14 protein-coding genes and 1 pseudogene are annotated in these 12,801 nt (G+C 36.1%); 5 read left to right on the top strand and 10 right to left on the bottom strand.

Translation table 11 applies throughout. The features are described 5' to 3' along the window. The first annotated feature begins 9 nt into the window (after positions 1–9). From menH to MHI57_RS09945, 3 genes are all read left to right on the top strand, one after another. Positions 10–762: a 2-succinyl-6-hydroxy-2,4-cyclohexadiene-1-carboxylate synthase gene (menH, locus tag MHI57_RS09955; protein WP_340976125.1), complete on the top strand. Its 753-nt coding sequence runs from the start codon at positions 10–12 to the stop codon at positions 760–762. 109 nt (positions 763–871) lie between these two features. Further along, positions 872–1,693, top strand: coding sequence for a 1,4-dihydroxy-2-naphthoyl-CoA synthase (gene menB, locus MHI57_RS09950; protein WP_095372144.1), 822 nt, complete (start codon positions 872–874; stop codon positions 1,691–1,693). A gap of 101 nt (positions 1,694–1,794) precedes the next feature. Then, on the top strand, positions 1,795–3,282 hold the full coding sequence (locus tag MHI57_RS09945; protein WP_340976121.1) for an o-succinylbenzoate--CoA ligase: 1,488 nt from the start codon (positions 1,795–1,797) through the stop codon (positions 3,280–3,282). Between the two features lie 31 nt (positions 3,283–3,313). Here MHI57_RS09945 and MHI57_RS09940 read toward each other — a convergent pair whose 3' ends face one another. The 5 genes from MHI57_RS09940 to MHI57_RS09920 all read right to left on the bottom strand — a co-directional run bounded on the left by MHI57_RS09940 (position 3,314) and on the right by MHI57_RS09920 (position 6,946). Next, positions 3,314–3,790, bottom strand: coding sequence for a DinB family protein (locus MHI57_RS09940; RefSeq protein ID WP_340976119.1), 477 nt, complete (start codon positions 3,788–3,790; stop codon positions 3,314–3,316). A gap of 41 nt (positions 3,791–3,831) precedes the next feature. Next, positions 3,832–4,281 (bottom strand): GNAT family N-acetyltransferase, encoded by a 450-nt coding sequence (locus tag MHI57_RS09935; RefSeq protein WP_095372147.1) that lies wholly within the window; start codon positions 4,279–4,281, stop codon positions 3,832–3,834. After that, positions 4,274–5,266: a ribosome small subunit-dependent GTPase A gene (gene rsgA, locus MHI57_RS09930; protein WP_322910381.1), complete on the bottom strand. Its 993-nt coding sequence runs from the start codon at positions 5,264–5,266 to the stop codon at positions 4,274–4,276. The genes MHI57_RS09935 and rsgA overlap by 8 nt, the downstream gene beginning before the upstream one ends. 318 nt (positions 5,267–5,584) lie before the next feature. After that, positions 5,585–5,734, bottom strand: coding sequence for a DUF1540 domain-containing protein (locus MHI57_RS09925; RefSeq protein WP_095372149.1), 150 nt, complete (start codon positions 5,732–5,734; stop codon positions 5,585–5,587). Between the two features lie 234 nt (positions 5,735–5,968). Continuing rightward, positions 5,969–6,946, bottom strand: a complete 978-nt coding sequence (locus MHI57_RS09920) for a metal ABC transporter solute-binding protein, Zn/Mn family (protein ID WP_322910380.1) — start codon at positions 6,944–6,946, stop codon at positions 5,969–5,971. A gap of 211 nt (positions 6,947–7,157) precedes the next feature. On the opposite strand from MHI57_RS09920, the gene MHI57_RS09915 reads away from it, so the two are divergent. Next, the gene (locus tag MHI57_RS09915) at positions 7,158–7,721 is read left to right on the top strand and encodes a beta-class carbonic anhydrase (RefSeq protein ID WP_095372151.1); all 564 of its coding nucleotides are present in this window, start codon (positions 7,158–7,160) and stop codon (positions 7,719–7,721) included. 1 nt (position 7,722) lies between these two features. Here MHI57_RS09915 and yidD read toward each other — a convergent pair whose 3' ends face one another. Beyond that, the gene (gene yidD / locus MHI57_RS09910) at positions 7,723–7,965 is read right to left on the bottom strand and encodes a membrane protein insertion efficiency factor YidD (RefSeq protein WP_095372152.1); all 243 of its coding nucleotides are present in this window, start codon (positions 7,963–7,965) and stop codon (positions 7,723–7,725) included. A gap of 153 nt (positions 7,966–8,118) precedes the next feature. On the opposite strand from yidD, the gene MHI57_RS09905 reads away from it, so the two are divergent. Further along, positions 8,119–8,592: an S-ribosylhomocysteine lyase gene (locus MHI57_RS09905; RefSeq protein ID WP_095372153.1), complete on the top strand. Its 474-nt coding sequence runs from the start codon at positions 8,119–8,121 to the stop codon at positions 8,590–8,592. A 357-nt stretch (positions 8,593–8,949) separates the two neighbouring features. Here MHI57_RS09905 and MHI57_RS09900 read toward each other — a convergent pair whose 3' ends face one another. The 4 genes and pseudogenes from MHI57_RS09900 to cls form a co-directional block, all read right to left on the bottom strand. Continuing rightward, positions 8,950–9,669, bottom strand: a complete 720-nt coding sequence (locus MHI57_RS09900) for an alpha/beta fold hydrolase (protein ID WP_340976111.1) — start codon at positions 9,667–9,669, stop codon at positions 8,950–8,952. 41 nt (positions 9,670–9,710) lie between these two features. After that, positions 9,711–10,768: pseudogene (locus MHI57_RS09895) on the bottom strand (IS1595 family transposase). A 149-nt stretch (positions 10,769–10,917) separates the two neighbouring features. Then, positions 10,918–11,259, bottom strand: coding sequence for a hypothetical protein (locus MHI57_RS09890; RefSeq protein ID WP_340976109.1), 342 nt, complete (start codon positions 11,257–11,259; stop codon positions 10,918–10,920). Between the two features lie 78 nt (positions 11,260–11,337). After that, positions 11,338–12,789, bottom strand: coding sequence for a cardiolipin synthase (gene cls, locus MHI57_RS09885; RefSeq protein WP_095372155.1), 1,452 nt, complete (start codon positions 12,787–12,789; stop codon positions 11,338–11,340). Between the last annotated feature and the right edge of the window lie 12 nt (positions 12,790–12,801).

Below are 12,801 nucleotides of genomic sequence, written 5' to 3'. Positions count from 1 at the left end.
GAACCAATCATGGCACTTCATGGATTTACAGGTAATAGCAGCGGTTGGCAATTTTATTCAGAAATAATATCTGATCGAACAATCATTGCACCGGATATTATTGGTCACGGACAGTCAGAATCACCGGATGATATTTCTCATTATCAAATTGAAGAGCAAGCGGCTATGCTAGCACATTTAATAAACCTTATGAAAATAAGTAAAGTTGATGTAATTGGTTATTCAATGGGTGGGCGATTAGCCATTACCTTTGCTCTGCTTTTTCCAGAAAAGGTCCATCGCCTGATCCTTGAGAGTACAACACCAGGAATTGAATCTATTGAAGATAGAGAAATACGTATTAAAAATGATAAGAAAATCTGTCAATTGATTAAAGATAAAGAAATAGAGGGATTTGTGAATTATTGGGAAAACATTCCTTTGTTCGCAAGTCAAAAGAAATTAACAGCACATAAGAGAGAGCTGGTACGTACGCAACGTCTGAGAAATAGCCCCCAAGGGTTAATAAACAGTCTTATTGGGATGGGTACTGGTGCGCAACCTAATTGGTGGACAGCGATAGCTGAGCTTCAGATGCCAGTCCTTATTTTGACCGGTTCAATCGATCAAAAGTTTTGTACGATTGGTGAAGAAATGTCTATGCGTATTCAACGTGCTACACATCAAACGATTGAAAAATCAGGCCATACCGTTCACCTTGAAAAACCTTTACAGTATGTAGATGAAATAGAGAAATTTTTATTGGAAACATCAACCTATTAGAAGAAAATGATGAAAAAAGGTGTGTTTTTCGTCAATTATTGCTAAAATATGATAGGAAGCACTATTAAAATTACAAAATGAGTTAGTAATATAGAAGGAGGACTTCGAAATGTCAGCAGTAGAATGGGTAGCAGGCCGTAAATATGAAGAAATTCTATATGAAACATATAACGGTATTGCTAAAATTACAATTAACCGTCCGCACGTACATAATGCATTCACTCCGAAAACTGTAATGGAATTAATGGATGCATTTGCATACGCACGAGATGATTCTAATGTAGGTGTAATCGTTCTTACAGGAGCAGGGGATAAAGCTTTCTGTTCTGGTGGGGACCAAAAAGTCCGAGGACATGGCGGATATGTTGGAGATGACCAGATTCCTCGTTTGAACGTACTGGACTTACAACGATTAATTCGTGTCATTCCTAAACCTGTTATTGCAATGGTAAAAGGTTATGCTATTGGTGGTGGACATGTTCTTCACGTTGTTTGTGATTTAACAATTGCTGCAGATAATGCTGTATTTGGTCAAACAGGTCCTAAAGTTGGAAGCTTTGATGCTGGTTACGGTTCTGGTTACTTGGCACGTCTTGTAGGCCACAAGAAAGCGCGTGAGATTTGGTTCTTATGCCGTCAATATAACGCACAAGAAGCTTTAGATATGGGACTAGTTAATACAGTAGTGCCACTTGAAAAAGTAGAAGAGGAAACGATTCAATGGTGTGAAGAAATTCTATCAAAAAGTCCAACTGCGATTCGTTTCTTAAAAGCTGCATTTAATGCAGATACTGATGGTCTAGCAGGCCTTCAACAGTTTGCTGGAGATGCAACACTTCTTTACTATACTTCTGATGAAGCAAAAGAAGGAAGAGACGCATTTAAAGAAAAACGTGATCCGGACTTTGGACAATTCCCACGTTTCCCTTAATGAAATGATAAAATGAGCAGCTTGATGGGATAACCATCAAGCTGTTTTGCCATTGTTTCTTTTTAGGATTCGTTGTGACTATATTAAAGAAGGTGTCTGTTTTGTCTAATCAAGAGATGCAAAATTTTATTTATAAAAGGTTTCTATCTACACCGAAAAGAGAAGCATTTTATTACGAAGGAAAAAGTTATACTTTTGAAACCGTTTATCATGAGGCATATCGGTGGGCTGGTATCTTATCAGCTAAAGGAGTAAAGCAATCACAATTCGTGGGTGTACTGCTTAAGAATAATCTTCAATCGGTTTTCGTTTTATTCGCTTTGCAACTTCTTGGCGTTAAAGCGGTAATATTGAATAGTAGATTAACGAGTAAAGAAATCATTTGGCAACTACAGGATTCAGGGTCTGTTTTTTTTATAACTGAAGATGCTTTTAAAAAAGTTAGAGCTGATGTTGAAATGGAAGTATCATCCCTTCGTTTACTTGTGAAAGAGGAAATCATGGTTGATGATTTCGAGGAGCCTATGATAGTAAGTGAAATCCAATTAGATCATATTTGCACAATTATGTACACGTCAGGCACGACAGGTCATCCAAAAGGTGTGATGCAAACTTACGGTAATCACTTATGGAGTGCTGTTGGCTCAAGTTTGAACCTTGGATTAAGGGATGATGATGTATGGTTATGTGCTGTCCCGTTATTTCATATAAGCGGTTTCTCCATTCTTATGAGAGGACTCATATATGGTCATAAGATTGTACTACTTGATAGTTTTGATGCGGATAAAACGATAACACTGATTCGTGAGCAAAAAGTGACCATTATGTCTGCAGTCAGTACGATGTTGAAAAAAATGGTAGAACGTTTGCAACAGCAGCCGTTGCACGATTCATTTCGCTGTATGTTACTTGGAGGGGGACCGGCATCGCGTGCACTATTAGAAGATTCCGTTTCTTGTGGTATTCCGGTTTATCAAACATATGGGATGACAGAGACATCCTCACAAATCGTAACATTATCACCTGAGGATAGTATTAAAAAGTTAGGTTCGGCTGGTAAAGCCTTATTTCCTTCTCAAGTAAAGATATGTCGAGAGACTGGTGAAGTGGCAGAGGCGAATGAATCTGGTGAAATTTTTGTTAAAGGGCCGAATGTAACAAGTGGTTATTTAGGAAAAGATGAGGCAACTGCTGAAAAAATTCAACAAGGTTGGTTAGCAACAGGGGATATAGGCCTTCTAGATGAAGATGGCTTTCTTTATGTGCTTGACCGTCGCTCTGATTTGATTATTTCAGGTGGAGAAAATGTGTATCCTGCTGAGGTAGAAGGAATTGTTGCAGCACATCCAGCTGTTGATGATACAGGTGTGATAGGTATGAAAGATTCCACATGGGGAGAAGTGCCGGTAGCATTTGTTGTAATTAAGAAAGACGCAGAAGTTTCTCATAAAGAGCTCGAGGAATATTGCCAAGAAAAATTAGCGAAGTACAAAATTCCGAAGAGATTCTTTATTGTCGATCAAATTCCAAGAAACGCTGCTAAAAAAATCTTGCGAAGAGAACTAAGAAAAATGGTACAAGCATTTTAAAGGAGAAAATCCGAACGATTGTTCGGATTTTCTAATGAGATGACTTTATTAATTTCTTCAAATAAGCTATCTGTCCTATATGGTAAGCGTTGTGTGAAGTGACATTGGCAATGATTGCCCACCAATGGGCTGTAACAGGAAATCCTTCGACATATTGATCCAATAATTCATTGGTTGTTAGGAGTTTTTGCCAGTGTTGTAACTTAACTAAGAGTGAAGCTTTTAAATCTGAAAAGTTTTTTCCCTTAGGAACGAAAAAGCTCCAATCGTTATTTTCGATTCGTTGAACTGTCCCAACATTATTTTCTTTAAAGCGAATATGCCAAACTTCATTCCAGTAAATGAGATGTTGTGTAATTTCGGCTATGCTATGACTTTTATCGTTTGGCTTCATAAACGCTTCTTCTTCACTAATTTCATCAACCGTTTGCAAGAAGGGGGTATACCAACTAGGATCGTCTGCATTTGCGGCTAACTGATCTAATAATACTTCTATCGCCTCAGCCATTCATCTTCCTCCTAATGGATTTTCACTTTATGCAATAGCTATTATTCGTTTATGGACAAAATATAAGCCGTTTCTTTGCCAAAATGATGTCCACTATTAATGAAGCCCACCGCTTTAAACAGAGCAATACTAGCATGATTTTCACGATGAATACCTGCAATAATAAGTGGTTTTCTAGCTAACTGTTTCATTTCTGTCACGATAAGTTTTAATGCTTGCTTGGCATATCCCTTTTGTTGATGACTATCACAAATCATAATACGATAAATCCAATACCCATTCAGTTCTTCTAGCTGACGATTATACATAACAAAGCCAATGATTTGCTGATTTACTGTAATCGCATAGGTTTGTAAAGTTGGTTCAAACTGTTGTTGAATGATAGAGGTAGCATTACTTTCCACAAATTTACTCTGCTCTGTTGTAACATGTAATGATGCAACTTCGTACCAATTCTCTTTTGTGATTGCAGTTAAATGAATTTCACTCATAACGTGCACTCTTTTTCTTATTCGTTGTTTTCATACGTTTCTTTTCTTGTTTCGCACGGCGTTTCTCGAGCATGATTAACTCTCGTTCTAGTTTAAAGTAGCTGCTAAGCCTCTTCTCAGTTATTTTTCCTTCATCAATTGCTTGTTGTACGGCACATCCCACTTCTTTATGATGAGAGCAGTTTCTAAATTTACATTGCTCACTTAGTGCTTGAATATCTGTAAAGCTCTCCCCTATATTTATATCATCTTCCCAAAGTTGAAATTCACGCATACCTGGTGTATCGATGATATATCCGTCACCTAATTGAATTAATTCCCTATGGGTTGTGGTGTGACGACCTTTCTGATCATCTTCACGAATATTGCCCACCTTCATCCGTTCCTCATTCGTTAGTAAGTTAATAAGTGTAGATTTCCCGACACCAGATGATCCCACAAATGTACCAGTTTTGCCTCCAATTAAGTAATCTTTAATGACCTCTACAGATTCAGGTTGAAACATACTAACCATTGTGAAGTCGACGCCAAGTAGTAATAATTGATCCAAAATCCATCCTTTATCTTCACAAAGATCAGCTTTTGTTAAGACAATAATAGGTAAAGCTCCAGAATGTTGTGCTGCAACTAAATAGCGCTCGATTCTTGCTATATTAAAATCTTCGTTCATGCTTGTAACAATGAATAAATAATCAATGTTAGTAGCGATAATTTGTTCCTTCACAGCAACTCCGGCAGTTTTTCTTGAAAACTTGCTCGTTCGTGGTAAAACTTCTTTGATCATTGCTTTATCTTCATTTGGTAATTGGTGAAACACAACCCAATCACCAACCGCTGGATAGTCTGCCTCATGTTGAACTTGAAAGTGATAGTTGCCAGGGAGGCTAGCGGGTAAAAAGGTTTGCTCTTTTGTCAATATTTTGTACATATGGTTATAGGCGATAGCAATTCGCCCGATGAGTTGTTTTTCATGCTTTTTTTTCAAATTCTTTTCCTCCATTTTTGTGATAAATAAAAAACCTTATGACCCGCAATTAAAGGATCATAAGGTTTATCCGCACATAAATGAAAGAAATGAATAATAGGGTATTAACCTATTTCCAATGAGCATGATAAATATGAAAACTTTAATTGCTTCGGTATGAAAAAGTCAATTAGATTCATCATGCTCACCTACTTTCAATATTTAGTAGCTTTAGTATATAATGCTATTTGAAAAATAGCAATAATTATTTTTTTTAGAAAAAGGAAGGCGCCTTTATATGTACGAAAATTACATATAAAAGCGTCTATAGGCTATTTCTTATTGAGGTTCAAATGTTTTACAGTCAGTTTCCTTGCTCGTAGATGCCTGGTCTCGATGGCTGACTACATAAATTTGATCAGCACCACATAGATTGCCTTTTTCCCAGAAAGTACAATTATTGACTTCACACAATACATCTTTTGCCATCATTTTCACTTCCTTTTAGAAAAATCTTCAGATGGGTTTCACCATCATCACTATTCTTACCATAATTGGCTGATGATATAATCATAAGTTTTTTCAAAAAAAGGGAGAGTAAACTAATTATCGCTAACTCAGATATAGGTAGTTACATGCTTTATTAGTCCGAAACCTAATACAATTTCCTCTTAAAGAAAAAATAAGAACCAAAGCATTTATTTGCTCTGGTCCTACTATTAGTTAGTTTAAACCTTTTTCCAGGTTATCAATATTTCTTTCCATTAATGTAAAATAGTTTTCTCCTTCATTAATATCTGCTTCAGTTAAGACAGCAAGATTATGAAGCTGTAAGCTCTCGGCACCGATTTCAGATTGAACGATTTCAGTTAATTTAGAGCTAACATTTTGTTCGAAATAAATCGTGTCTAAGGTATTTTCATTTGCTGTTTGAATAATATTTTGCAATTGTTTTTGGGAGGGTTCACTAGATGTGCTAAGCCCGGCCACACTTATTTGTTCTAATCCATAACGCGATTCCCAATAACCATAGGCTGCATGAGAAACGATGAATTTGTTTTTATCTGCATTTTCAACCATTGAAGTAAAGTTATCATTTAATTCATTAAGTTCTTCATTTAGTTTATCAAAGTTTGCAGTAAATTCTTCTTCATGCTCTGGAAGGGCAGTAATTAATTGTGTTTGGATTTCCTCTGCTAATTGCTGTCCGTATACTGGATCAATCCAAACATGGGGGTCAACATCGCCATGATCGTGACCATCATGACTATGACCATCATGGTCGTGATCATGTTCATGATCATGTTCATCGTGTTCGTGCTGCTCTGTTTTTTCTATTGCAAGATGTTCCCCAGCGGCAACCATTTTAACGCCTTCATTACTTAAGATATCTTTCGCTTGATCAACAAATCCTTCTAAACCAAGGCCCAAATAGATAAATAAATCAGAATCGGCCATTTTAATCATGTCCTTTTGTGAAGGTTCGTAAGTATGTTCATCAGAACCGGGAGGGTAAACAGTTTTTACATCAACAAGGTCTCCACCGATTCTTTCTGTGAAATATTGTAATGGGTAGACTGTAGTATAAACAGTTAAAACTTCTTCTGATGATTGTGTTGTCTCCTTGTCACTCGCTGTTGAATTTGAGCATGCAGCAAGGATGAAAATAAAAGGAATAAGTAAAATAGATAATTTCTTCATATGTTTCTCCCCTTAATTTATCAAATCGTATTTATTACGATTTATTTTTCGTATTAATACGTAACCGTTCCGATTCACATATGTAATCATACAAAAACTAAATCGAAAAATCAAGTATAAAATTTGTTAAAATGGATACTATTTTGTATCATAAAAGAAGAGCAAGCGATTTAACACATATTTAACAATATACGTAGTGGAGATGAAAATAATGAGTCTTTTACAAGAGGTATTAGCATTTAATAAGGAGTTTGTGGAAACAGAGCAATATCGTGAATATGCCACAACGAAATATCCAAACAAACGAATGGTTATTTTAACATGTATGGATACAAGATTGGTGGAACTATTACCGAAAGCATTAAATGTAAAAAATGGTGATATAAAAATCGTCAAAACAGCAGGGGCACTTGTGAGTCATCCATTTGGCAGTATTATGAGAAGTATTCTCGTTGCGCTGTATCAATTAAAAGCAGACGAGGTGTTAGTTATCGGTCACCATGATTGTGGGATGAGTGGCATGAATGCCAATGCAATGATTGAAAATATGAAGGAAAGAGGCATTTCAGAAGAAACAATTTCTACTTTGAATTATTCCGGTATTGATATTGAGAGCTGGTTAGAAGGCTTTAATAAAGTAGAGGACAGTGTCGCACATAGTGTAGATATGATTAAGAACCACCCGCTGATTCCAGCAGTACCAGTACATGGTCTTGTCATCGATCCTAGTACGGGCAAACTGGACTTAGTCGTGGATGGATATGAGAAGAAATAAGTTATTTGCTTTGTTTGCGAGTTGGCCATTCTTCTGGCACGAAATCAACCCCACCAGGATGGAATGGGTGACATTTTAAGATTCTTTTAATAGTTAAATATCCGCCCTTTATTGCACCAAATCGTTTAACTGCCTCTAATCCGTAATTGGAACAAGTAGGGTAAAAACGACAAGTAGGTGGCTTGATGGGTGAAATGGCTACTTGATAGAATTTAAAAAATCCAAGCATGATTTTTTGTAACATATGGACCTTCCTTTGAAAAAAGTTGCTCTTTTAGCACCAAGATATCATATAATAGGGTGAAAAGTCCAAATCATTGACTATATATTTAAAGTTGATGAAATTAGTCGGATTTTATAGTATAATAAAGGCAATGATGATAAAGGAGTGTATTTTATGCCATCAGTTGAAAGTTTTGAATTAGACCATAACGCTGTCAAGGCTCCATATGTGAGACATTGTGGCGTGCATAAAGTAGGAACAGACGGAAAGATCAACAAATATGACATTCGTTTCTGTCAGCCAAACAAAGCGGCTATGAAGCCAGATTCTATTCACACACTTGAACATTTACTTGCGTTTAACATTAGAACACACGCAGAGAAATATGATCATTTTGATATTATTGATATTTCGCCAATGGGTTGTCAAACAGGCTATTATTTAGTTGTAAGTGGTGAGCCAACAGTAGAAGAAATTATCGACCTTTTAGATGCAACAATGAAAGATGCTGTTGAAATTGTAGAAATACCAGCAGCAAATGAAAAACAATGTGGTCAAGCGAAGCTACACGACCTAGAAGGTGCAAAGAAGTTAATGAAATATTGGCTTTCTCAATCAAAAGAAGAATTAAAGCAAGTATTTGCTTAAGTGGTTCTCCTTCCATCATATTTGATGGAAGGTTTTTTATTTTTACTGAAGTGATTTGTTACTTCACCCACGCAAACAGAAAGTATAAACCTTCTCTGAACCAAGAGCCATTTTAAATCTAAAAGACGAAGAGGAATTAAATCTGTCGCTCGTATAAATGAATATCCACTTCAGTTCTTACAGGTCATTTCCTTTTCAACTCTTATTTTTATTCTTAAGCTATGTTAAATGATAATGTTGATATTATAAAATATACAAGGGAACTCTATATTCGCTAGGAGTTCCCTTATTCCGTATAAGTTCAAGAAGATTAAATAACTCATCAACTTTCTAACCAGAATGTAAATTATATTACTTTTACAGACTGATAATCTTGTTAAGAAATGTATGTAAAGTTTTAGTATATAAATCTGGTTGTTCCCTATGTACCAAGTGACCAGAAAAAGGAATAACAGATATATTAATATTATAATTTAATTGCTTGTAGGTTATAGCGGCGGAAACTTCTATTTCTTGCTTTTCGCCAACAATACATAATGTTGGGATTTTGATATCAGATACTTCACCTGTTTTATCAAAGGGGTAGAAATCTTCATCATTGAAAGATTGAAGTAACAATTTCCAATCACTTTCTCCGTGAATTTCGTTTAAGAATGCTACGGCTTCTTCGTTATTAAACAATTGTTCATAGGATACAGCTTCTTCTCTTGAAAGTTCTGTCCAGTTAACAGGCTCTACTGGAAATATCCCAGAAAAGCTGAGAGACTTAACCTTATTAGGATATACTTTAGCAAAAAGCAAAGCAGCGATTCCACCTATTGAAACTCCTGCAATATGACATTGTTCAATATTCAGAAATTCCAAGGTATCATTTAAATCTTTGACACAACGATTAAAGTAATTATCGATTTCTCCAACAGACTTTCCGTGTCCTCTTAAATCAGGTCTAATTACTTTAAATTTCCTAGCTGAAAAGTATTCACTTTGTTCCTGATACTCGGTCAAGCCAGTCATTCCTCCAGAGTGAATGAGAACTAAGGGTTCACCTTCACCTGTAATATTTGTATGTAAAATCATATAATCCCTCCACCTCTTTGTTTAATTAATATGTCCAATAACTAAATACGCTTCGTTACCCATTTGGAAAATTCTGATAAACTAATTTTATCATAGGCAGCATCCGTTAAAAACAGACAACTTTCAACAATTATCTTGCTAACCGTCGTGTCGTCATTTCGATGTTTAATTTGGTCTAGAAATTGAAACCAACTCCAATAATGGTCGAGTTATTGCGTTGCCACGCCATTAAACCGATTTATCCAGCCCTTCAAACGACTATGATAACTATTCACATTTTCGATATGATAAACGCCTCGGACACGTTCTTTTCCATCAGATTTAAACCTATAGTGCTCAAACGTCTTTTTCTTTTGCGTAAGTCATAAATACCCGCCAAGCATAGGTACATAGAACATTTGCAGGAGACAGTATAGTGCCAATTGCCTCTTCCAGTCGGGGTTTTACAATTCGACCCTGACCAACGACCTTCGAATACGTTGCCTTCTGACGTGCTCTTGCAACCAATACACAAACTTGTTCTTTACTAATATCTCGTTGTGAAGACGAACCACCTCGTTTACGTGCATTTCGACCATCAATTTTGCGTTTCCCTTTTTCTGAGTACAGAAAATAAGTCTCATCCATCTCCACGATACTTTCAAATCTGTCAAAATCATTTGTTTAATAGCTGAAAGGAGCTTGTGTCTCCAATAGAACAAAGTTACATAGTGAACCCCTAAGAGTTCTGACGATTTCCGAAGTGAGTAATCCTCTATCATACACTGAACGAACTCCAACCATTTGTGAGGATGGTGAGTACCGTGAAGAGGAGTATTCGTTAGGTTAGTAAATATCTTAGCACAACCTTGCAGCGGTATCGTTGGCGTACAATTGTGCGAGTACCCATTTTCACGTTGTATTTTCCGAACCGAAATGCGTTATTGGAATCGCAATGAGAACAAGTGAATCCGTCTTTATGCTTCCGCTCTGAAACCTCTTTATATTTAGTCTCACTAGCGGTATAGGAAGCTAAGGATGTAACAATGAACTCTTTCCGGCGGTATTGGTCTGCTGTACTAAACTTTTGGATTTCTAGCATGATGTCCTTCAATGCCATTCTAAACAACTCGCTCTCGTCTTATTTTACGTTCATTATAGAACAAGAGTTCTTTTTATTCAGATATCAATAGAGTTATTTAACATAGCTTATTCTTAAAAAAATTCTATGAAAAAACTCATTTTTTCTATTGAAAATTAATCTATATTTTATAGAGATACTGGAGAAATAATTTCAGTTAACAGCAAGATGAAAAATATAAGTCCGATAAGACAAAAAGTGAGGGAAGCGAAAAAGAATGGTCCTCGTCTAAATATAGTTGGTGGTTCTACAAATGGTGTAAAGCCCGTTTCTGCACGAGTTTTAGCATCTTGTTGCTCCTTGATGTAAGGGAGCCCTCCAGAAAAGTAAATGCTTGTGATAAGAAATACAATGCCCGTAAAGAATATGACTTCAATAAAGCGCACAGAAAACTGAGAAGAGAGAAAATAAGTGATACCTGTTTCGATGGCAAAGGTAATGAGGAAAATAGTCCAAAACTTTATCTTCATCAACAAGACTCCTTTTTTATCCATATATTCCTATTTTATGTTATAGATCACCATAAATCTATACAAAAAACCACCGACTCACAGAATCGGTGATAGTAGGCGCGATATAGATTCCTTGAATTTAATATAAAAGGAACGGTTATTGTAATCATCTAATGTAAGGTTACGTGATACTCTTACATCATTATAGAAGCTAGCTGCTACTTCCTCAGCTATCTTGCGGTCATAAATAAAGGCATTGACCTCAAAGTTGAGCCTAAAGCTTCGAACATCGATGTTGGCTGTCCCAACAGATGCAATTTCATCATCAATTACGATTGTTTTCGCATGAATAAAACCATTATCATAAATTAGCACTTTTGCTCCAAGTTTTAATAATTCGCCAATGTACGAATAGGTAGCCCAATAAACAAACATATGGTCAGGTTTGTTAGGAATCATAATTTTCACATTCACACCTGACAAAACAGCTATCCTAAGCGCATCAACAACACTAGCATCAGGTATAAAATAAGGAGTTTGAATAAGGATAGTTTCTTTTGCCGACATAATCATTTTTATATAACCAAGTTTGATTTGTTCGAGTTCGTTATCTGGTCCACTTGCTACAATTTGCATAGGGATACGTCCCTTTGTAGTGATAGGGGGATAATACTCCGGTAAATAGTGAATATCATGACGATGTGAAGCTTGATTCCAGTCAAGTATAAAGCGTGTTTGTATCGCATAAACTGCGCTTCCTTCTATCCTTAAATGTGTATCTCGCCAATAACCGAATTTCTTATTTAAACCTAAGTATTCATCTCCAACATTAAAGCCACCAACATAGCCAATTTTGCCATCAATAATTACTAGCTTGCGATGATTACGATAATTTAACCGTAAATTAATAAAGTGGAATTTAGAAGGAAAGAACGCCTCAACCTCTCCACCAGCCTCACGTAAGCTCTTAAAAAACCGTTTGGTTAAACTTCTTGATCCTAAATCATCATATAAAATGCGGACCTTCACACCTTCACGGGCTTTTTTATTCAGAAGTGTGATTAGCCTTTTGCTTAATGCATCCCTTCTTAAGATATAGTATTGCAGATGGATATGGTCAGTAGCGCCTTCTATATCTTTAAATAGGGCATCGAACTTGTCTTTGCCATCTGTATACATTTGTATAGCATTATCTTGCGTAAGTACAGCATCATTATTTACTAATTGCATATGAATGAGGTCATAATGATTTTGAACTTGCTCATTCTCTGCAGGCAAACTGCGATTATGAAGCGCTGATATTTGCATTTTGAGCATTTCATCAATGCCAATTTTCTTACGATCTTCCCATTGAAACATTTTCTTCTTTTTGGAGAAGTTTTGTCCGAATAATAAGTAAATGGCAAACCCGAGTAGCGGGATAAAGAACAAAACTAGTAACCACGCCCATGTGGATGCGGCGTCTTTTCGTTCAAGAAAAATAACGACAATGGCAAGAATCATATTTAAAAGGTAAATGAGTCCAATAAATATGGAGTAAATATCCATAGAAGTGCAGAT

The organism is Cytobacillus sp. FSL K6-0129 (assembly GCF_038007625.1).
GTDB lineage: Bacteria > Bacillota > Bacilli > Bacillales > Cytobacillaceae > Cytobacillus > Cytobacillus kochii.
The sequence above is the reverse complement of the archived record's forward strand: the minus strand, read 5'-3'. Positions and strand labels throughout refer to the sequence as shown.

What these genes read in the sequence shown, in the direction of transcription:
- menH (WP_340976125.1), top strand. Translation starts at nt 10, where the DNA reads ATGGCACTTCATGGATTTACAGGTAATAGCAGCGGTTGGCAATTTTAT.
- MHI57_RS09940 (WP_340976119.1), bottom strand. Translation starts at nt 3,790, where the DNA reads ATGGCTGAGGCGATAGAAGTATTATTAGATCAGTTAGCCGCAAATGCA.
- cls (WP_095372155.1), bottom strand. Translation starts at nt 12,789, where the DNA reads ATGGATATTTACTCCATATTTATTGGACTCATTTACCTTTTAAATATG.
- MHI57_RS09925 (WP_095372149.1), bottom strand. Translation starts at nt 5,734, where the DNA reads ATGGCAAAAGATGTATTGTGTGAAGTCAATAATTGTACTTTCTGGGAA.
- menB (WP_095372144.1), top strand. Translation starts at nt 872, where the DNA reads ATGTCAGCAGTAGAATGGGTAGCAGGCCGTAAATATGAAGAAATTCTA.
- MHI57_RS09935 (WP_095372147.1), bottom strand. Translation starts at nt 4,281, where the DNA reads ATGAGTGAAATTCATTTAACTGCAATCACAAAAGAGAATTGGTACGAA.
- MHI57_RS09890 (WP_340976109.1), bottom strand. Translation starts at nt 11,259, where the DNA reads ATGAAGATAAAGTTTTGGACTATTTTCCTCATTACCTTTGCCATCGAA.
- MHI57_RS09915 (WP_095372151.1), top strand. Translation starts at nt 7,158, where the DNA reads ATGAGTCTTTTACAAGAGGTATTAGCATTTAATAAGGAGTTTGTGGAA.
- MHI57_RS09920 (WP_322910380.1), bottom strand. Translation starts at nt 6,946, where the DNA reads ATGAAGAAATTATCTATTTTACTTATTCCTTTTATTTTCATCCTTGCT.
- MHI57_RS09905 (WP_095372153.1), top strand. Translation starts at nt 8,119, where the DNA reads ATGCCATCAGTTGAAAGTTTTGAATTAGACCATAACGCTGTCAAGGCT.
- yidD (WP_095372152.1), bottom strand. Translation starts at nt 7,965, where the DNA reads ATGTTACAAAAAATCATGCTTGGATTTTTTAAATTCTATCAAGTAGCC.
- MHI57_RS09900 (WP_340976111.1), bottom strand. Translation starts at nt 9,669, where the DNA reads ATGATTTTACATACAAATATTACAGGTGAAGGTGAACCCTTAGTTCTC.